Consider the following 19647-nt stretch of genomic DNA (forward strand, 5'->3'; position numbering starts at 1 on the left):
AAGAATCGCGTGCTTTTTATATTTTACGTTCATGTAATTTATGTGGAAACAGCTGGGTATATACCTGCCACAAGGTGTTTAGGTTTCTATGACCAGTTACTTGAGCTACTTCCTCAATGGAAAAGCCTTTCTCGAACAAACGGCTTGCACCTTCACGGCGTAGGTCATGATAGCGCAGGTTATCAATTCCAACCTTTTGACACACTTCAACAAAACCTCGTCCAACTGAGCGTGGGTTGTAAGGAAATATCAACTCTCCTTTACGCTCTTGCTTCATTACAATATCGAATGCTTCACCGAGTAGAGGAACGACCATGTGGTTGCCTTCTTTCTTACGTGGGTCTTTTCGGTCACGTACGATCACTGTTCTAAGTTCTTCGTTTAAGTCTTCCCACCGAATACCACAAACTTCGCTTACTCTCATACAGCTCAGGATGCTGAAGTCTAGAAGCATTGAGTAGGGGATTTTGTTTTCTCTGCGTTGCTCACGTTCTTCTAGTGCTTCTTTTAACAGGTCTATTTCATCGGTAGTAGGGCGTCTTGTTCGTTTCTCTGATTTACCGATGAGTTTCATTTCATACAGGATAGGTGTTGCTTCTAAGAATGTATTCACGTTCGCGGCAACGTTGAATACAGGCTTAGCTCGTTTGAATACCGAACGTAAATAATAGATGTCGGAATAGACGGTAGAAGGCTTGGTTCCTGTACTGCATCTATCTTGGCAGTGCTCAATCAAGTCTTTAGTGGTTAGCTCATCGGAATAGATTTTTGCTATGTCACAATCGCGGAGCATTTTTAATACGGTTTGTTTAGATCGGCCAGTATTGTCCCAGAGGTTTTTGTTTTCAATGAACATGTCTAGCAGCTGGCCAATGGGTACAGAACGGTCTTGAGTTTCACCTTCGTCTATCTTTCGGACTTCATTTTTTGCCCAGGCAGTAGCGAGCGTTTTCTTCTTATGAGTTTTGGAAAAACGTTGAGCAATTTTGCTTCGATGTTTCACGGTAACGGTGGCTTTGTAGCGAGATTCACCGCTCGCTAGAGTTCGCTTTTCAATACTATAAGATGCCATGAACGTGTGCCTCTGAGGTGTACCAAAAGGGTGATTTGAGGGGTACAAAAGGTGTACCAAGGTTCAAAGATTATAGCAGTTTATCAAAGTTCTTCTAGGTTGTTATTTACATTAAGTGTTTGAAAATAATGGTGTATGTGGCTAATGCTAGGTGGGACAGGGATTGGCGTATTTTAATGAAACTTATAGATTGTCGGTTTAAGAGCCATTGATAGGGTGTCTTAGGTAGAAATAGTGAGGGGGAATATTACCTTAAATCTCTGAATAGCGGGTAAAAAAATAGCCAGCAGAGGCTGGCTATTTTTAGAAAGCTTTAAAATACTAAATTAAAGTACTTTGATGCTGTCAGCTTGAGGGCCTTTTTGACCTTGAGATACAGTGAACTCAACTTGTTGGCCTTCAGCAAGAGTTTTGAAACCGTCGCCTGTGATTGCAGAAAAATGTGCGAATACGTCTGGGCCGTTTTCTTGCTCGATGAAGCCGAAGCCTTTAGTTTCGTTGAACCATTTTACTTTACCAGTAACTGTGTTAGACATGATGATATCCTAAAATTAAATTTTTATTATGAGCCAATTGTGGCACTGATAGCGCGGAAAAGTTTATTGCTATTGCGTACAACACAACGGGGTTACTAGTAATCCAACGAAATGTTTATATACAAAGAACTTTCTTTCTAGCCGAGATGAAGTCTAAATCAAATCAGGGGATAGTCAATCGAATCCATAGTGAAAGGTTGCAGAAACTTGGGGGTAGTCAAACTTTGCATTCCTTAAATATCATGGAGTTACAGTTGTATGGTGATTTGTTGTCGTTTTTGTGAAAATAGTGGTCGAAATTGATGACGAATTTGGAGTGAATGCACTGTTTTAGCGCATTTATTTTTGCAAATTAGAAGCCGCTAACTGGGTGCTGAGCCCACTTTTAACGGCTTATATTTATAACTGTCGTTGTAAGGGAAATGTCTTTACTTGAACGAGAACTAGACTACTTTTTCAAGCGGTACAGGTTGCCATTATCGGTACTGAAAAAAATGTCGCCGCTTGGTGAATTTTCGATGTCTCTTATCCTTTCGCCTAAGTCTTCTAAAATACGTTCTTCCTTGATTGCCTCACCTTGTTCATTGACTGTCACAATATTAATGTGAGTAAGCTTAAGTGCGCCAGCCAGCAACTTTCCTTTTAACTCTGGGTATTTATCGCCTTGGTAAACAATCAAGCTCCCCGGAGCGATTGAAGGAACGTAGACTTTTTTAGGCGCTTCAATACCATCTTTGGTTTTAGACTCGCCAACGTTAATTGGGCCCCAATACTCTTTTCCGTGTGATGTGACTGGCCATCCATAGTTGGCGCCTGCTTTTATTAGGTTGATTTCATCACCACCGCGCGGGCCGTGTTCAATCGACCAAAGTTTTTGAGTCGGGGCATCATAGAACAACCCTTGTGGATTACGATGGCCATAGCTCCAAATCTCATTGAGTACTTTGTTGTTATCAGTGAATGGGTTATCGCTTGGTGTGCTTCCATCGGCATTTAATCGCAATATTGAGCCTGAATGAGTCATGGTGTCTTGGCCGCTGTCCCTGTCACCACGATCGCCGATTGAAAAATACAGGTGGCTATCATCAAAGGTGATACGGCTACCAAAGTGACGCCCTGTGTCCGTTCTGGATTTCGACACAAACACGTCTGTCCAATTAGTGATTTCATTATTACTGTAATTAGCAGAAGCCAGTGTCGTTACACCTTCACCATCGACGTCTTTACTATAAGTGACGTAGAACCTTCCGTTTTCAAAAGGGGAGAGTGCGATATCCAATAATCCACCTTGGCCTTTCGCCCAAACATTTGGCAGCCTGAACAATGTGTTTTGATCACCGGTCTTTAAATCAATGTGTTTAATGACACCTGATTTTTCTGTTACTAGCATGGAGTTGTCGTTGATATAAGCCAACCCCCAAGGGATCACGAGTCCGTCGGTGATCTTCTCTGCCTGCCACGCAAAGGCTGACGTTATAGGAGCAAGAGCAAGCAGCGCCAAAGCACATGAAAAAATACGGTGATGAGTGTTCATTGAAGTCCCTTGATTATGAGCGTCTAGTGTTAGTCTAGCGCTTGTCGTGGGCAGGCGGAAAGCTGAGGTTGCTGAAAAGTGACTATTCACATATTTAGTTGAACGCCTATTGTATGATTATACAAGCTCACGTATGTTTACTGTGCTTTTCTCTATTTGATCCCGTCGGAGCATTATGAACAACTCGCCAGCAGCATTTTCGCTATTTTCTCAGTTTTTATGTTGTGAGTTAGATACGCACGTTTTTTCTTCGAACGGACGTATTAAACGATGAGTCGTCGATTTGATTTTAAATCTATCTTACTTGCGTGTTTGGTCATCAGTATCGGCCAACTCAGTATGGGACTGGTGTTTCCATCACTACCTTGGATCGCCAAAGACTTCGATGTATCACTAGAGCAAGCCCAGCTATTGGTAAGCGTGTACCTATTAGGTTTTGGGCCTTCCCAGTTTATTTATGGCCCTATTTCCGATGCTCTCGGGCGCAAGAAAGTACTGCTGAGCGGATTATTAATCGCCATGCTGGGACTATTGATGATCATTTTCTTCAGCCACTCGTTTACCAATATGGTGATGGGGCGATTTCTGCAAGGCCTAGGAACTGGCTGTTGCGCTGTACTTGCTCGTGCCTCGACGCGCGATAGATTCAACGGCGCAGACTTGCCTTTGGCGATGTCTTATATTGCGATGGTTGCCTCTATAACACCTTTGATCGCGCCTGTTATCGGTGGGTTTATTAACTTCCACTTTGGCTGGAGTATGGTGTTTATCTCACTACTTGGCTATGTCTCACTGGCTTGGGTGGTATTGGCGTTCAAGTTTAAGGAAACCGTTACTCAGGTTTCGGCTATCCCTTCCCCGAAGAAAATGGTTTCTCAATATAAAGAGTTACTTACGTCTCGTTATTTTATGAGCTTTGCGAGTATTGGCTGGCTTAACTTTAGCTTGATGATCACCACCGTATCAGTGATGCCATTTATCATGCAAAATCAGATTGGCATGACGTCAGATGAATACGCGATGTGGGCGGTGATTCCTGCATTAGGTATGCTGGGCGGAACAAGCTTATGTAACCGTATTCGCCCTATGCTGGGTAACAAGAAAACTCTGTTATGCACACCTGTATTACATGTTGCTGCAGCGTTGTGGCTTTTCTTTTGTCCACTTGAGCCTTTGTATCTCATGCTTGGCCAGTTCTTGATGATTCTTGGCAATGGTATTGCTTTACCTTGTGCTCAGGCCTTGGTGATGTTGCCTTATAAGAAGAACGCTGGCGCGGCTGCTGCGATGTCTGGCGGAGGGCAGATGGTGGTGTCTTCAATGGTGAGTATGGGGCTGGTTCAGTTAGGACTAGGAGAAGCGTGGCATCTATCGCTTGTCATCATGTTGTTCACCCTGATTACCCTATTTAATATTTTACGTGGTTTCAGTAGCCAAGAAGCGAGAGAGTCCCAGCTTAGCTAGTTATTTAGTTATTTAGTTATTTAGTTATTTGGTTATTTGGTTATTTGGTTATTTAGTATTTAGCTAGCTAGCTAGTGAGTGAAAAACGAAAAGGCCATTGAAGTTTATGATTTCAATGGCCTTTATTATGCTTAGAGCTTAGAGCTTAGAGCTTAGAGCTTAGAGCTTAGAGCTTAGAGCTTAGTGCTTAGATTTAAACTAAAATGCCCGAACTATTCACAGACGACTGCAACCTTCTCACTTGCTGCAGTATTGGCTGGAACTGGATGATCGATCAGTCGGATAGGGGACTCATACAGTGCTGACAAAGCCTCTTCATCGAGTAACTTATCCGCGCTCCCTTCGAACGCAATCTGACCTTTTTTCAGGGCGACAATGTGCGTCGCGTAACGAAGCGCTAGGTTCAAATCGTGCAAAATAACTATCACCCCAACACTTTCTTTTTTGTTGAGTTCAGACAGTAAGCCCATTAGCTGAAACTGATGATGAACATCCAATGCAGAGGTCGGTTCATCAAGGATCAATACCGGTGACTGCTGAGCTAGTAACATAGAGACCCATGCTCGTTGACGTTCTCCTCCAGATAGATCATCCGCCAAAGCTTGTGAGAATTCAGTGACACCGGTTCTTTCCATCGCTTGTTGGATAATCGATTTGTCTTCTGAATTCCAACGACCTAGTGCGCCTCGCCATGGGAAGCGTCCTAAACGAACCAGCTCTTCGACTGTTAAGCCAGCAGAGGCCGGGAGCTTTTGCGGTAAATAAGCAATCTGCTTGGCTAAGTCTTTGCTTTTGAATGAAGAGAGGGAAGCGCCGTCTAGTTCCACGCTGCCATGTTCCGGTGACATCTGCCCTGAGAGTAAATTAACGAGTGTAGATTTACCTGAACCGTTATGGCCAAGAACGACGGTCAGTTCGTTGGTCGGAATCGTGAGGTTTTCGATTGAGAGAATGGTTCGTTCATCACGAACAATTTTGATGTTTGAAAGCTGAAACATGTCAGTCCTGTGCCTAGACCAATAAAACGATTCAGTGAAATCAAACGAGCTTTATTGGTTTTTAAAAATAGTGGGTGTTATTGAGCTGCTTTTTTGTTGTCGGGGTGTCTTGGGCAATCGTCGCAATACTTTCTAGAGTCGCACTTATAAACTAAGCAGCAGCTGATTCTGATCAGTTTTAGCATCCCCGAATCAGCGTCTATTTTAAGGCTGTCTAAATGATTTTCAGGTAACTGGCATGCTTCTAACCAAAGCTTAGCTTGTTCAATGATATAATCGTTGGTTAGGCTCGGTTCGTGCTGCTGTAGTTTTATCAAGCTGCCTAGTAATAGATCAGCAAGTAGATGATTGGTAAACCCCGGACGAATACGTGTCCACTCACTAATCTGGCTACGATAAAACTCTGTGAGTGCAAGAATAGCTTCGCCTGCTTGTGGAATCAGTTCTTCTGGTGAACCGTGTTGATGATCACCATTAAAGAAACGGTAGCCTGTGACAAATTCTTTGTACCTAAACTGGCCGATGTTCTTAATATCAGGCAGTGAGTGAAGGCCGTAGATAGATATAAAGGTCACGTAGATTGGTTGCCAGCAAACCAGATCCCACGTTCGGGTTAACCAATAGGCTTTGCCTGCTTCAGGGTGGCTCTGCGCAAGGCCATCGTAAACTCGTTTGATTTCTTTATGGCTATCATCATTCGTTATTGCAATGCTCTTGCTATGCAGAATACCAAAGCTTCCACTTAAATAAGGTGTCACTTGTTTTGAGTGAGCGAAGATTTTCTGATGTAGAGACGGGGCTCTCCGACGAGTGATAATATTGTGCAGCTGGGAAAGCATCATAAACCATTAAATGAGAATCAGTAGCGTTATCATAACGGACATAATCGAGGATAACCATACAAAATGGAGCATCTACTCGGTGCCTCTGTCTTTTGGTCATTTTATAGAACACACATGAGTGCTTCTTTTTTTGAGTGATAAAAGCCGTTTTAAATGATAAAAGTATTGGTGAATCGAATATGTCGCTGCCAACTATAGAGAATATGAAAGCTTAAATATGAACACACCTGCATTTGGTCGTATCAGTCGCGTTTTGACCTATATCCATTCGAACCTTAGCTCCTCGCTATCGTTAGAAGATATTGCGACACAAAGCTGTTGGTCTCGTTGGCAGCTTCAAAGAGTGTTTCAAGCCGAAACAGGGCTTACTGTGGCTAACTATGTGAGAGAGCTAAAGTTAAGCCAAGCTGCAGAACACCTGCTTGATGGAAAAGAGCGCGTGATAGATATTGCTCTTGGGCTCGGGTTCAATTCAGAAATAAGCTTTAGCCGCTCGTTTAAGCAGATGTTTGGGTCTAGCCCAAGTCAGTATAGAAAAGCAGGAAAAAGAGTCGGGCTAAGAAAGCCGATACAAGTATCTGAAACAGCGAGTACTTCTGAAAAAGGGGCGTTAAGCTTTGTGGAAGTGCGCATTGATGAAAGAGAGTCTTTCCTAGTGAAAGGCATAACATCAGAAATCAGTGGTTTGTTTTCACTCACGCAAGACTTCGCTCAGAAAGTCCCTCAGCTATGGTCACGTTTAGAGGGTGAAGTTGAGATCCCTGACGACAACGTGCTCCAGTTCATTGGCGTGGTTGACCTGACTCAGTCTTGCTTTGACGGGACGAATATTCACTATTGGGCAGGGGTAGAGCTTCAGGAAGGAATTTCAATCCCGCAATTACCGAGTATTATCTCTGAAAGGTTAGAGGTACTGACGGTTCCTAAGCAAACTTATGCTGTAGTGAAGCACTGTGGTCCAATTGAGAATTTACGACACACCTTGAGTTGGTTTGTGCTGAATTGGATGCCAAGTTCAGGTTATCGTGGTGTCGATGGATATGAGCTTGAAGTGTACCCGTTTGCCTATCAAGCACATGCCTCTGACGCTGAAATGGAGTACTGGGTTCCTATTATTAAATCGTAGTCATATTCCCGCTCACTCTCTTCTAGCAAAGCCTTCCTCTCAATAGGGTCAATTGTCTTTTTAATCAGCAATTGACCGTTTTCTACTAAAAATAGGTCAAGTTCTTTTTGAATTTGCACCAAATTGTTAATTATCCCACCTCTAGATACATACAATGCAAATGAGATTTATTATTATTTATATTAAGCATTGGTACCGAGGGAATTATGACCACTCACACTCGTTTTAAGTATTCATCATTGGCAGTAGCGTTGCTGACTGCGTTCTCAGCGCAAGCATTGGCGGAAGAAACCGTTACTGCGGCAGATTCGAATGTAGAAACTGTCACTATTATGGGTAAAGCCTATCGTAATACAGCAACTAAATCGGCACTTGAGCCAGAAGAAACACCTCAAGGTATTACAGTCATTGATGAAGAACAGTTAGAGCAACGAGGTGTAAAGTCTCTTAACCAAGCGCTTAGATACGCGCCGGGTGTTGTGACTGAGCAAAAGGGCGCATCAGTAACCATGTACGATACGTTCTCGATTCGTGGGTTTAGTAACAATCAGAGTTACTACGATGGCTTGATTCTGCCGTTCCTGACTGGATGGAACCTGCAACCTCAGATCGACCCTATTGCGATTCAGCAAGTTGAAGTGTTTAAAGGCCCTACGTCTGTGTTGTATGGATCGATGCCGCCGGGTGGTATGGTCAACATGATCGCGAAGGCACCGCAAGAAGACGGGTCGACAAAAGTGGGTGTATCTACAGGCTCAAGAAACTTGATGGAAGCGTCAATTGATACTTCAGGTCAGTTAGGTGACAGTGACTTTTCATATCGTTTAGTTGCACTCGCTCGTAAACAAGACAGCCAAGTTGATAACGCTGAAGAAGAGCGTTATGTGATTGCTCCATCGCTAGATTGGCAGGTATCTGATAGAACACTTATTAACTTCAATCTTTACTATCAGAATGATCCGTCAATGGGTACTAACTCTGCAATGCCGCTCGAAGTATTGAAGGCAAGTGAACCATCTGTGTCGATGGGCGACAAGAACTGGAGTACTTTTGAACGTGAAGTCTTGATGTTAGGTTACAAAATTAACCATCAAATCAATGACAACTGGACTTTCCTTCAGAATGCTCGTTATTCCGATGCGTCGCTATATCAAGAAAACACCTACCATCGCGGTACGAATTTTAACGCCGCAACTGGTAGCTTAATTCGAAATGTGTATAGCACGGATGAAGACTCTCAAAGCTTTGTTATCGACAACCAAGTATCAGGTCGCGTCGAGGTTGCTGGGCTAGAGCATAACTTATTGTTTGGTCTCGATTACCTAAAGCTGACGGGCGACTCTTTGTATCAAGAGTTCACCGCGAACGCTGGTTTCTACGGATTTAATGCATACAACCCGAATAATGATTTGCTTGATAAGAGTCAGCTACAAGAGAATTATCGTGAATCACATGACATCACGACCGAGCAACTGGGCTTGTATTTCCAAGATCAAGTTCGCTACGACGCGCTGGTTTTACTTGCTGGTGGACGTTACGACATGTTCAAAGCGAGTGACGATAAAACGAGCACTTACCCAACAAGCGATGGCACAGAAAAAGCGGATCACAATCAGTTCTCTTACCGCGTAGGTGCTTTGTATGAGTTAGATAATGGCATCTCTCCATTTGTAAGTTACGCGACGAGTTTTGAACCAGCTGCTGGTACTGATATTAACGGTAACTCGTTGAAACCTCAGCTGGGTGAGCAAGTCGAACTAGGTGTGAAATACCTGTCTGCTGATATGGCACAGCAACTTACAGCATCATACTTTTACATTACTAAGAAAGATTCAATTGCTGCCGATCCATCAGATCCAACGTATCGCTCTAAGATTCAGTTAGGCGAAGTGCGTTCTCAAGGTGTCGAAGTTGAAGGCAGATGGTTTGTAACTGAAGATTGGGATGTTAATGCGAGCTATACGTATGTCGACATGGAAGTGACTGAAGATGCGAACCCAGATCTAGAAGGCACTACACCTATCTATGTACCGACACATGCCGCTAATCTATGGAGCAATTACTATGTCTATGGTGGTGCTTTATCAGGAACTCGCTTCAGTGCAGGTGCTCGTTACATGGGTGAAATGGAGATGGATGCAACGAATACTCAAGGAAAAGTACCATCATATACGGTTGTCGATTTATCCGTAGGTTATGACCTAGGGGAAGCAAGTGAAACTCTGTCAGGTGCAACGGCTAACTTGCTCGTTAATAACCTGTTTAATGAAGAGTACTACACCTGCTACGACCAATCGAACTGTTGGTTCGGTGCTGAGCAGTCAGTAGAACTCAGCGTGAACTACGAGTTTTAATTCATTTGAATACATAAATCTAAGCAGCCTGTGTAGGCTGCTTTTGTCGTTAAATAAACACTTTAAAAGTGACAGTGATTATATGAAGGCCAACTATTTTACTTCTCGTTTTCCTAAAGTGAGTTCGTTCATTGTCTCATTGAGCTTGTTGTTATCAGCTCAAGCGATGGCCAACTTTCAAGTTGAAGACAGTGAGGGTGTTAAAACCCTTGATGCTCAGCCTGTTAGAGTGGCTGCGCTGAACTGGGACATTGCTGAACAAGTGATTGAACTCGGTGTAACACCAATGGCAGTGCCTGATATCGCTGGCTATACAGATTGGGTTGTTCAACCTGCGATTCCAGAAGGCGTGGCAGATATTGGCACTCGAACTGAGCCTAATTTCTCTGCTTTGAAGAAGCTAAACCCTGATGTGATTCTTATCGCTTCTCCTCAGAAAGATCTTCAGGAACGACTTTCTGAAATTGCGCCCGTGCTTTACTACCAAACGTACAGTGACCAGCACAGCAATGCAGCGGCTGCTATCGAGAACTTCAAGAAGATCGGGCAGTTGCTTGGTAAAGAAGAACAAGCGAACCAAAAGCTGGCCGCAATGGATGAGCGTATCGCTGTTCTAAAAGCTGAGTTAGATAAAGCGTATTCGGGCGACAAGCCGAAAGTCACCTCTTTCCGTTTTGCGAGTACAACTTCTGTGTTTATTTACGGCGATAACTCGATTCCGCAATATGCTCTTGAGCAGCTAGGCTTTGACAATGCGATGGATCTTCCTGCAAGTCAGTGGGGCATCAGTCAAAAACGCATGACCGAGCTTAAGAACGTGAAGAACGGTATTGCGCTTTACTTTGAACCTTTCCCGTATCAAGACAAGCTAGACCGTTCTCCGGTTTGGAAGAGCATGCCCTTTGTTCGCAATGGTCAATTTAGCCCAGTCGCGGCAAGTTGGAGCTACGGCGGTGCTATGTCGATCTTGTATAACGCAGAAGCCATGGCGCAATCGTTGTTGACGCTAGCGGAGCAGTAATGAAATCCAGTAGTTTTATGATGGGGGTTGCGTTGTTTTGTGCTGCCCTTGTTCATTTATGGTTAGGGCAGTCTGAATTTGGTCCTATTGGTGAGTTGCTTCAACAAGTCTCACAGATCAGTGATATCGCGACATTCAACTCAATGGTCGATGATTCATTCGAGTTGATGGCGTTAGCCTATGTCAATTTACCTCGCTTGGTCATGGCAATCTTGGTTGGCGCAACACTTGGCACCATCGGTAGCTTGTTTCAACAACTGACACAAAATCGCATGATGTCTCCACTGACACTCGGTACATCGTCAGGTGCATGGCTTGGTCTGGTTATTCTGAATGTGGTTGCGCCGATGTTGGTCGCTCAGTATTCAGTTTGGTTTGCTTTGGTCGGTGCGCTGCTTGCGATGGGGCTGATTGTTTCGATTGTCGGAATCAAAAACATGAGCGGCTTGCCAATTGTATTGGCGGGCATGGCGGTCAACTTGTTGCTAGGTGCATTTGCAACGGCGATTATTCTGCTTAACGACCAGTACGCACAGAATCTGTTTGTATGGGGAGCGGGCGACCTAGGGCAAAATGGCTGGGAACAAGTGCTGTGGTTGATGCCTAAGTTACTGCCGATTTTTGCCATATTCTTGTTGGCGCCAAGAGTCTTGACTTTGCTCTCGATCGGGACTGAAGGGGCTGCGGCGCGCGGGCTCAATATTGGCGCAACATTTTTTGTATTGATGGCGGTGGGTGTGTGGTTAGTTTCAGTGTCTATTACCTCGGTGGGCGTGATCAGCTTTATCGGCTTGATAGCTCCGAACATCGCTAGGCATGTTGGTTTTCTAAAGGCCAAATCTGAACTCGTCGCAAGCTGCGTATTAGGTGCGCTATTACTTTGTGTCACCGACAGTTTGGCGATCTTCTTGGCGCAGTGGTCTTTGGACATGATTCCAACAGGGACGGCAACCGCAGTGATTGGTGCTCCTGCGTTGATCATTATTGCGAGAAAGCAAATGTCTGCTCAAGATCAGTTGTTTTTCTCAATGCCTAAAGGTCCGAAGTCTATTTCATCTTTGGCTTACTTCTTGTTGGGCTTGATGATCTTCGGGTTGTTCGCGTTGAGCGCATTGTCACAGCCTTCTTCTGATATGGGCTACTTTGTTATCCCAGACGCATTTGAATGGTCTATTCGTTGGCCGAGAATGTTAACCGCGATATTCGCTGGTGGTGGCTTAGCGGTGGCGGGTGTGATTTTACAAAGATTGGTCTACAACCCGCTCGCAAGCCCAGATATTCTTGGTGTGTCGGCGAGTGCGGTTCTGGCGTTGATTTTCAGTAGCTTATTCATGGGCTATTCGATTCACTCGCTAAGCCCGTGGGTTGCGTTTCTGGGCAGTGCGATTGCACTCTGTTTGTTATTGTTCCTTGGCAAGAAGCATCAGTTCGCGCCATCGATTTTGATCCTCACTGGTATTTCGCTGACCGCGGTATTGGAAGCTTTGGTGCAATTCTCTCTAACGCGAGTGGGTGAAGGGAAATACACTTTATTGGCTTGGTTAGCAGGGTCTACCTATCGTGTTGAACCTGAGTCGGCAGTAATTATGACCATTGTGATAACGGCTTGTATTGGTGTGTCTCTGCTGTTGAGTCGTTGGGTGACCTTAATTGCGACTGGACGTCAGTTCGCGAGTGCCAGAGGGTTGAATATCAATATCGCTTACGTGGCATTGTTGTGCATTGTTGCGATCTTATGTTCGGTCGTGACAACCACAATGGGACCTGTCGCGTTTGTCGGCTTGTTAGCTCCGCATATCGCTGCAATGGTGGGGGCTCGTTTGGTTCGAGAGCAGATCATATTGTCGTTTTTAATTGGTGCTGCACTCATGCTATTTGCAGACTGGTTAGGGCAAGTCGTGGTATTCCCAGCTCAACTCGCTGCAGGGACGTTAGTTTCCATTATTGGTGGTAGCTACTTCATCTTCTTGCTATTGAAATCTCGAAGAACATAGCTTCTCCCAAAACTGAGAGTCTTTGATTATCAAAGCTATTGGTAGTCAAAGCTATTGGTATTCAAAGCTACTGGCAATTAAAGCTATTGGCAAAAAAGCTACGAATGAAAAGCAGTGAATGGAGCGATCCATCACTGCTTTTTTATTGATGTCGCTTGTGTAAGGGGGCGGCGTTAAGCAACACAGGTCTCGCTTCTTAATGTGCAAGTTTGGCATATGTTAATAAAATGTATAATCTAAAGGTCTGACCACTTATAAGGTAGCCACCATGCCAAACCTCGATCGTATTACTTGTTCTATCGATGAAAACCAAATTGCGACGGTTGTGTTGAATCGACCCGATAAGCTCAATGCTATTGATATGGCGATGTTTGAAGCCGTTAATGACATGATAAGTGAGCTCAAGAAGAACAGAGATATTCGAGCTGTTATTGTTAAGGGCAGTGGTTCCGATTTTTGTTCTGGCTTAGATGTTAAATCGTTATTGAACAGTAAAGTAGGGGCGATGAAGCTCTTGTTCAAATGGTTACCGACATTACCCAATGCTGCGCAGCGCTTTTCGCTTGGTTGGCGAGAGATCCCATGTCCTGTCATTTTTGCGATTCATGGTCGTTGTTGGGGAGGCGGCCTTCAATTAGCCAGTGGTGGTGATTTTAGGATGGCCAGTCCAGACGCGACTTTCTCGATATTGGAAGCCAAATGGGGTTTGATTCCTGACATGGGAGGCGCCATCGCATTTCGAGAGTTAATGCGTAAAGATCACACCTTAGAAATGGCGATGACCGCTAAAGAGATCGACTGTGAAACAGCGAAAGACTATGGGCTGGTAACCAAGATTGCCGAAGATCCTTACGCTGAAGCTTATGCGTTGGCACTTGAGTGTGCGAATCGGTCGCCAGATGTCGTCGCTGCTAATAAGAAACTCTACAACAAGACTTGGTGGTCAAGCCCTGGCATGGCAGTGTTTTACGAGACCTGGTATCAGATAAAGGTAGGGTTAGGTAAGAATAGAGCAATCGCTGCTCAACGTGAAATTCATCGAGACAAGCCACGTTCATACGTCGCGAGAAAGTTCAAATAGCGTTTGTACAGGAATAACGGATATTCCATTTGTTTATGGGGCTTTGCGGTAACCTTAGAGCAATTTAATGTCTAAGGCTAAATGAGCAATCTGATGAACAAAACTTTTACTTACTCGCTAGCTGCCACCGCAATTTTTACAAGCTTAAATGCTTTCGCAAGTGGTTTGTTTTTACAAGAAGCTGTTGTCGCCAATGCCGGTACTACTGGTGCCGGTGACGGTGTTTATACTCGTTCGGCTGCGGCGATGTGGACCAACCCAGCAACCATGTCTCACATGGGTGAAAGCAAAACCACCATCAACACAATGGCGTTTGATCTTGAGATGAAATATCAAGACAACGATGGTAATCCAGATGGTAAAGCTCATTCCGTAATGCCGTCATTTGGTGCCTTTCACGCTCACCAAGTGACTGACAAATTACACCTTGGTATCGCGCTTGGCGCTGTGGGTGGTTCAAGCCTCGATTACGGCAGTGAATGGGCGGGAGCTGAACTCTTAGAAGATATCACCCTCACTGCGATGCAAGTAAACCCATCACTAAGCTACCAACTGAATGACCAGTGGTCGGTTGGTGCCGGTATCCAGTTAAGTTGGGCTGCGTTACAACAGTCATCCTCTGTTTTTACAGCAAAGCAAGACAGTGACTGGGCTTATGGTTATAACCTAGGTGTAATGTTTACGCCGTCGGATAAACTTAAGTTGGGTGCTAGCTATCGGTCAAAGCTTGAGCACGAATTTAATAATGAGTTAAGAGGGTTAGAAGATTTGTCTAACTCTCTAGCTATGGATCTTGCTTTGCCAGAGATCGTTGATATCAGCGCTAGTTACGCACTTAACCCAAAGCTCGACTTATTGGCTAGTGTGCAATTACATCGTTGGAGTGAGTGGGATACAACAGTTCTTGATTTTGGTGTTGCTGGAAGCCCAATTAGTGGTGTTCCACTTGAACGCGATTGGGACGACGTGTGGAAGTTTGCAGTAGGTGCGGACTACCAACTGAACTCAGACTGGCGTTTGAAAGCAGGCTTCTCTTACGAAACTTCACCACAAGACGATCCTGCAATGCAATGGGTTGATTTACCGGTAGGTGAGCAATACCGTTACTCGGTAGGTGCTTCAACGTATTGGGATGATATCTTGATCGACGTGTTCTACGAATACGCAGATTTGGGTTCAGTTGATATGAACCGAAGTGGACCAAAAGGTAATACTTTGCTAAACGGCTCATTCGATGGCCGTATCCACTTTGTTGGCGTTAGTGCGACCTTCTAATGACATTACGTAATCTATTACTTGTTGCTGTGGCAACGTTCGGATCGATGGGTGCTTTTGCTGAAGAGAAGCACCCTGATGATCCGACTAAAATCGTGACAAAAGCGGGCGTTGCTTATAACGAAGATTTGCAGTTCTCAGGCTCTATTGGTTTAGATGAAGCGCGAATGATCAATGCTCGTGTCAATGCAGACGGTGAAGAGTGGCGATTAGGCGGTTCTTGGCTGTTGCCATTAGGCATTGTTAACTTTAACTTTAGTCGTTCTGAATACGATAATGATGCTTATAAGAACAACTACAGTATTGGTACATTTATACCACTGAGTTATTTCGATATTGAGCCGTTCGGTTGGCAAATCTTCCCTATGGCTGGTTACAGCTATAATGACGGCGAAGTAGCTGTTTTCGATGATGATAACGTTGGTTCTGACTATGTGTTGATGCCGAGCTCAACACACGGTGGCTACATTGGTGCGTTTGGTTTAAAAACGATTACTGATGAATGGTCTATCATGGGCTTCGGTGGCGGTTCAATGGGGTCTGATGATTATTCAGGGTATTGGGCAGGCGTCGGTGCTAGCTACAAGTTGAGTGATGCTCAATCATTCAACTTCTTCACTATTTTTGCTGAGGATGACTTCGGTGAAAATAACAGTGTTGGCGCTTCTTATACCTATGAGTTCAAATAGCTTTTCTAACATATCGTCTTAGATAAAAAGAACTGAGTGTAGGCTCACTAATTTAGTGAATCTACACTCAGAACTTATCGCTCTTCTATGAGCTTTCTAGTGTTGAGGTCGTGTTAGCAAGCCGCTTCGTAACGTTCAACATAGCTTTGCATTACCGCGTTCATCGCTTTGGTGATATTTGCGTATTGTGCTTCCTCTAGATTCGCGAGAGACACACGCAGAGACCACGTTGGCGCATCAAAACCTGCCCCAGGCATCACAATCACACCATGTTCTTCTGCAAGGCGTACCAAGAAATCAAGCGGCTCATACGTTTCTTCTAACCATGCGAAGAAATCGTTGCTGTGAATCGTTTGAGCAATCTCTTTCAGATCAATCTCCACGTAATAGAATGCACCGGTTTGATCGCCTTCAGCAACGATTGGCGCGGCTAAGTTATTCTGCATTAGAGTGCGGTAGCGACGACGCACAATTTGTTTCGCGAATCGTTTGTATTCTTCACCATCCTTCATCAAAGACAGTAGCGAGAACATTGTCATCTGAATCTGCTGAGGTGTTGAAAGACCGGCCGTATGGTTCAGTGCTACTGCACGGCTGTCTGCCACTAAACGATCAATGAACTTAATCTTACTCGGCTCAAGTGCAATGCCTTGGTATCTTGCCGTTAGTGTGCCTCTGGTTTCCTCTGGAAGATCAGCAATCATACGGTCGAAGTTGTTGTCTTCATGTACGCCAATCACGCCTAAACGCCAGCCTGTTGCACCAAAGTACTTAGAGTATGAATACACTAGAATAGTGTTCTTCGGAGCCAGCATTGCTAATGATGTGAAGTTATCAGCGAAAGTGCCATAAACATCATCAGTAAGAAGGATTAGGTCAGGGCGACGGTTAGCAACCTCTGCAATCTTATAGAGTGTCTCATCGCTTAATCTAACCGAAGCTGGGTTGCTTGGGTTAACGAGGAAGAAAGCTTTAACACTTGGATCGTTCAGTTTTTCTAATTCAGAGTCTGGGATTTGCCACGCAGACGCTTCATCCGCCATGATTTCTACTTTGTTGAGCGCGTAATCTTCAAGCTCTGGCATTTCAATATACGGAGTGAAAATCGGCGCACCAATCGCGATGGTGTCACCAGGGTTCAATAGTCGGTTGCTCTTTAGCGTGTTAAAGATGTAAACCATGGCCGCTGTGCCACCCTCAACGGCGAACAAGTCAAACTTTCCTGCCGGTAATGGCTGCGAGCCTGCCATTTCTTGCTCAATGTATTTGCGAGCAATGAGTTCCGAATATTTGAGCATGCGATCAGGCACTGGGTAGTTGTTACCTAGAATCCCCTCAACCCATTCATAAATAAGCGCATCACCGTCTACCTGGTATTGATCCGTAATAAACTGGAAGGCTTCAATGAGGAATTGCACACCTTCTTGGTCTTCGTATTTTTCACAAAACTGAAGAAAGCGCAGGCTAATATCTTGTTGAACTCCCATTCCACCAAAGCCTTCATACCCTGAGAAATTCGATTTTGATTCTTCTAGTGCAAACATACCTAATTGGAAAAAGGCTTCACGTGGCGCTGTCGCGACCCAGTTTGGGTTACCACGACCAGCGTTGATCATGGTTTTTTCATGTGAATGCTGAGCAAGGTCGATCAGTGTGTTTTTTACTTCGAATGGGCTTAGTGTTTCTAGGCGTTTTTCATCTGTGCGTTTCATAGTCGTTTCTCTTTAAATTTGTTTAAGATCCAAGTTTTTTGGATATATCAATGAGTTAATTTCTTTGAGCAGCTAGCCTGCTTGGCTAGCTACTGTGTTAAGTAGTTAATGAATAAGTTGAATCATCAATTGGCTGATTCGATGTTGATTACGAGATTTTGGTAATTAGGTTGATGATGATCGGACCCCATAAGGTGAGGAAGATATTGGCAACCGCATAAGTCATCGTGAAACTCGGTACTGGTGTGCTGTTTTGTGTTTTTTCTAGTAGCGATGCGAATGCAGGGTTTGCACTGCGGCTACCCGCGATAACCGCTAGCGCTTCTACTGGGTTTTTGATTTTGAGCACGTAGTAGTTGAATAGGAACGTCAGTACTTGAGGAATTAGAGTGACCAACACACCTAGCAGTAAAAGCGTTACGCCATTCTCTTTGATTGCCGTCAGCGCTGGAGCGCCTGCATTAATACCAACAACCGCAACAAATACTGCAAGGCCGAATGTCTGCATAAAGTTGGCTGCGCCGTGGTTAACACTGCCTAAACGAGGTGTACGCATTCTTAGGTAGCCCACAAGTAGGCCGGAAACCAGACAACCTAAACCTGAACCTAGAGCGATATGAGAACCACCGATAGTGAAACCAATCTCGCCAATCAGATAGCCAAGCACCATGCCGAAAGACATTGTTACGAAGTCAGTAACACTAGGCAGTGGGCTGTTGTAGCCAATTTTTTTGATGACTTTAGCTATGTCTTCTTTTTGTCCAACTAAGGTGATTTCGTCACCAATGTGCAGTTCAGTTTCTGGCAATGTCGAAATATCATGGCCCATGCGTGATAGCTGAGTGATATAAACACCACGACGAATACGTGCGTTCGTTTCATCGTGAAGCTTACGTAGCGTAATACCCGCTAGTTTCTTATTCGTGAGTACGACCTTCTGTTGTGTTTGGACAACATTGCTTTCTTCACTAAATTCACCGAGTTCGATACCCAATGAGGTCACTTTAGGAAATGCCTGAGTCAGACCAGTAAGGTAAACTTTGTCACCCGCCGCTAAAATAGGGTTCTTCGTCAAATCTAACGTTGATTCTGTGTCTTGGTGTGAGCGGTAAATAGCTTCAATTGTGAGGTCGGCATCGAATGCTTCTTCTAACTCGACAACACTTTTTCCAACAAACATAGAGTTCGCGGTCACTTGATAAGCACGAGAAGATACGCGGTTCAATGCAGAGAATTCACCCTCGTTTAGCTGCTTGCTGCCAGCGCCCATTTTTTCCGCAAGCTTCTTCGCTTCTTTGGTTATGTTCCAACCCATTACCATTGGAATGAGTGACATCATTAGAATCGGACCAAGAGAGCCGAAGATGTAGGTGATCGAGTAACCCACAGCCACGTTTGTTTTAAGTGTTGAGGTGACATCTGGCGCTAGGTTCAGCTGATCGATAGCATTACCTGCAGTACCTATGATTGCCGATTGTGTTAAGCCACCAGCCGCAAGGCCCGCCGCTAAACCTTTATCTAGTCCTGCCCATTTAGAGAGCAACACAACCGTGATTAATCCTACAAACGTCATCACAAACGAAGCGAATAAGCGTGTTAGCGATGAAAGGCGGAATGACGAGAAAAACTGCGGACCGCCGTTGTAACCCACCATAAAAATAAATAAAGCAAAGAAGATGCTTTTTACTTCGTTAGAGATCGCGATACCGCCGATCTGACCAAGTGCTACAGCAACAAGCAGTGAACCTGCGATTCCACCTAATTCAAACTTACCGATTTTAATTTTACCGATTAAGTAACCGAGACCGAGTGATAAAAAGAGCGCTATAAACGGATAGTCTCTAAGTTGTTCAATAATAAATGACATAGTAATCCTTGAATGAAATAGCATCATCATTGACTCGCTATTTCATTTTTTAATTTGGTTTAACGTTTGATTAAGCATTAAT

The 19647-nt window shown here is 44.3% G+C and carries 15 protein-coding genes; 8 read left to right on the forward strand and 7 right to left on the reverse strand.

Features of this window, described 5'->3' with window-relative positions:
• Window positions 1-16: 16 nt before the first annotated feature.
• The 3 genes from M4S28_RS21860 to M4S28_RS21870 form a co-directional block, all read right to left on the reverse strand.
• Window positions 17-1072, reverse strand: coding sequence for a tyrosine-type recombinase/integrase (locus tag M4S28_RS21860; RefSeq protein ID WP_249632848.1), 1056 nt, complete (start codon window positions 1070-1072; stop codon window positions 17-19).
• Between the two features lie 326 nt (window positions 1073-1398).
• Window positions 1399-1608 (reverse strand): cold-shock protein, encoded by a 210-nt coding sequence (locus M4S28_RS21865; protein ID WP_004731543.1) that lies wholly within the window; start codon window positions 1606-1608, stop codon window positions 1399-1401.
• Between the two features lie 448 nt (window positions 1609-2056).
• Window positions 2057-3142 carry a PQQ-dependent sugar dehydrogenase gene (locus tag M4S28_RS21870; protein WP_249632849.1) on the reverse strand — a complete coding sequence of 362 codons (1086 nt, stop codon included), beginning with the start codon at window positions 3140-3142 and terminating at the stop codon, window positions 2057-2059.
• A gap of 270 nt (window positions 3143-3412) precedes the next feature.
• On the opposite strand from M4S28_RS21870, the gene M4S28_RS21875 reads away from it, so the two are divergent.
• Window positions 3413-4606, forward strand: a complete 1194-nt coding sequence (locus tag M4S28_RS21875) for a multidrug effflux MFS transporter (protein ID WP_004731540.1) — start codon at window positions 3413-3415, stop codon at window positions 4604-4606.
• Between the two features lie 212 nt (window positions 4607-4818).
• Here M4S28_RS21875 and M4S28_RS21880 read toward each other — a convergent pair whose 3' ends face one another.
• Window positions 4819-5604 (reverse strand): ABC transporter ATP-binding protein, encoded by a 786-nt coding sequence (locus M4S28_RS21880; RefSeq protein ID WP_249632850.1) that lies wholly within the window; start codon window positions 5602-5604, stop codon window positions 4819-4821.
• Between the two features lie 77 nt (window positions 5605-5681).
• Window positions 5682-6443, reverse strand: a complete 762-nt coding sequence (locus tag M4S28_RS21885) for a siderophore ferric iron reductase (RefSeq protein WP_249633757.1) — start codon at window positions 6441-6443, stop codon at window positions 5682-5684.
• A gap of 220 nt (window positions 6444-6663) precedes the next feature.
• On the opposite strand from M4S28_RS21885, the gene M4S28_RS21890 reads away from it, so the two are divergent.
• From M4S28_RS21890 to M4S28_RS21920, 7 genes are all read left to right on the forward strand, one after another.
• Window positions 6664-7572, forward strand: coding sequence for an AraC family transcriptional regulator (locus M4S28_RS21890; RefSeq protein WP_249632851.1), 909 nt, complete (start codon window positions 6664-6666; stop codon window positions 7570-7572).
• A 206-nt stretch (window positions 7573-7778) separates the two neighbouring features.
• Window positions 7779-9926 (forward strand): TonB-dependent siderophore receptor, encoded by a 2148-nt coding sequence (locus tag M4S28_RS21895; protein WP_249632852.1) that lies wholly within the window; start codon window positions 7779-7781, stop codon window positions 9924-9926.
• 82 nt (window positions 9927-10008) lie between these two features.
• Window positions 10009-10947, forward strand: coding sequence for an iron-siderophore ABC transporter substrate-binding protein (locus M4S28_RS21900; protein WP_249632853.1), 939 nt, complete (start codon window positions 10009-10011; stop codon window positions 10945-10947).
• Complete coding sequence (fhuB, locus tag M4S28_RS21905) at window positions 10947-12941, forward strand: Fe(3+)-hydroxamate ABC transporter permease FhuB (RefSeq protein WP_249632854.1); 1995 nt, start codon at window positions 10947-10949, stop codon at window positions 12939-12941. The genes M4S28_RS21900 and fhuB overlap by 1 nt, the downstream gene beginning before the upstream one ends.
• 268 nt (window positions 12942-13209) lie before the next feature.
• A complete protein-coding gene (locus tag M4S28_RS21910; protein WP_017094755.1) occupies window positions 13210-14022 on the forward strand; it encodes a crotonase/enoyl-CoA hydratase family protein in 813 nt (270 codons plus the stop codon).
• Between the two features lie 93 nt (window positions 14023-14115).
• Window positions 14116-15297: an OmpP1/FadL family transporter gene (locus tag M4S28_RS21915; protein ID WP_249632855.1), complete on the forward strand. Its 1182-nt coding sequence runs from the start codon at window positions 14116-14118 to the stop codon at window positions 15295-15297.
• Window positions 15297-15986 (forward strand): hypothetical protein, encoded by a 690-nt coding sequence (locus tag M4S28_RS21920; protein WP_249632856.1) that lies wholly within the window; start codon window positions 15297-15299, stop codon window positions 15984-15986. The genes M4S28_RS21915 and M4S28_RS21920 overlap by 1 nt, the downstream gene beginning before the upstream one ends.
• 113 nt (window positions 15987-16099) lie before the next feature.
• Here M4S28_RS21920 and M4S28_RS21925 read toward each other — a convergent pair whose 3' ends face one another.
• Complete coding sequence (locus M4S28_RS21925; protein ID WP_249632857.1) at window positions 16100-17698, reverse strand: bifunctional aspartate transaminase/aspartate 4-decarboxylase; 1599 nt, start codon at window positions 17696-17698, stop codon at window positions 16100-16102.
• A gap of 148 nt (window positions 17699-17846) precedes the next feature.
• Entirely contained in the window at window positions 17847-19565 is a 1719-nt protein-coding gene (gene aspT / locus M4S28_RS21930; protein ID WP_249632858.1) for an aspartate-alanine antiporter, read from the reverse strand.
• Between the last annotated feature and the right edge of the window lie 82 nt (window positions 19566-19647).

The organism is Vibrio sp. J383 (assembly GCF_023503985.1).
GTDB lineage: Bacteria > Pseudomonadota > Gammaproteobacteria > Enterobacterales > Vibrionaceae > Vibrio > Vibrio splendidus.

Excerpts from the sequence above, each read along its gene's own strand:
- M4S28_RS21860 (WP_249632848.1), bottom strand. The coding sequence starts at position 1,072 with ATGGCATCTTATAGTATTGAAAAGCGAACTCTAGCGAGCGGTGAATCT.
- M4S28_RS21865 (WP_004731543.1), bottom strand. The coding sequence starts at position 1,608 with ATGTCTAACACAGTTACTGGTAAAGTAAAATGGTTCAACGAAACTAAA.
- M4S28_RS21870 (WP_249632849.1), bottom strand. The coding sequence starts at position 3,142 with ATGAACACTCATCACCGTATTTTTTCATGTGCTTTGGCGCTGCTTGCT.
- M4S28_RS21875 (WP_004731540.1), top strand. The coding sequence starts at position 3,413 with ATGAGTCGTCGATTTGATTTTAAATCTATCTTACTTGCGTGTTTGGTC.
- M4S28_RS21880 (WP_249632850.1), bottom strand. The coding sequence starts at position 5,604 with ATGTTTCAGCTTTCAAACATCAAAATTGTTCGTGATGAACGAACCATT.
- M4S28_RS21885 (WP_249633757.1), bottom strand. The coding sequence starts at position 6,443 with ATGCTTTCCCAGCTGCACAATATTATCACTCGTCGGAGAGCCCCGTCT.
- M4S28_RS21890 (WP_249632851.1), top strand. The coding sequence starts at position 6,664 with ATGAACACACCTGCATTTGGTCGTATCAGTCGCGTTTTGACCTATATC.
- M4S28_RS21895 (WP_249632852.1), top strand. The coding sequence starts at position 7,779 with ATGACCACTCACACTCGTTTTAAGTATTCATCATTGGCAGTAGCGTTG.
- M4S28_RS21900 (WP_249632853.1), top strand. The coding sequence starts at position 10,009 with ATGAAGGCCAACTATTTTACTTCTCGTTTTCCTAAAGTGAGTTCGTTC.
- fhuB (WP_249632854.1), top strand. The coding sequence starts at position 10,947 with ATGAAATCCAGTAGTTTTATGATGGGGGTTGCGTTGTTTTGTGCTGCC.
- M4S28_RS21910 (WP_017094755.1), top strand. The coding sequence starts at position 13,210 with ATGCCAAACCTCGATCGTATTACTTGTTCTATCGATGAAAACCAAATT.
- M4S28_RS21915 (WP_249632855.1), top strand. The coding sequence starts at position 14,116 with ATGAACAAAACTTTTACTTACTCGCTAGCTGCCACCGCAATTTTTACA.
- M4S28_RS21920 (WP_249632856.1), top strand. The coding sequence starts at position 15,297 with ATGACATTACGTAATCTATTACTTGTTGCTGTGGCAACGTTCGGATCG.
- M4S28_RS21925 (WP_249632857.1), bottom strand. The coding sequence starts at position 17,698 with ATGAAACGCACAGATGAAAAACGCCTAGAAACACTAAGCCCATTCGAA.
- aspT (WP_249632858.1), bottom strand. The coding sequence starts at position 19,565 with ATGTCATTTATTATTGAACAACTTAGAGACTATCCGTTTATAGCGCTC.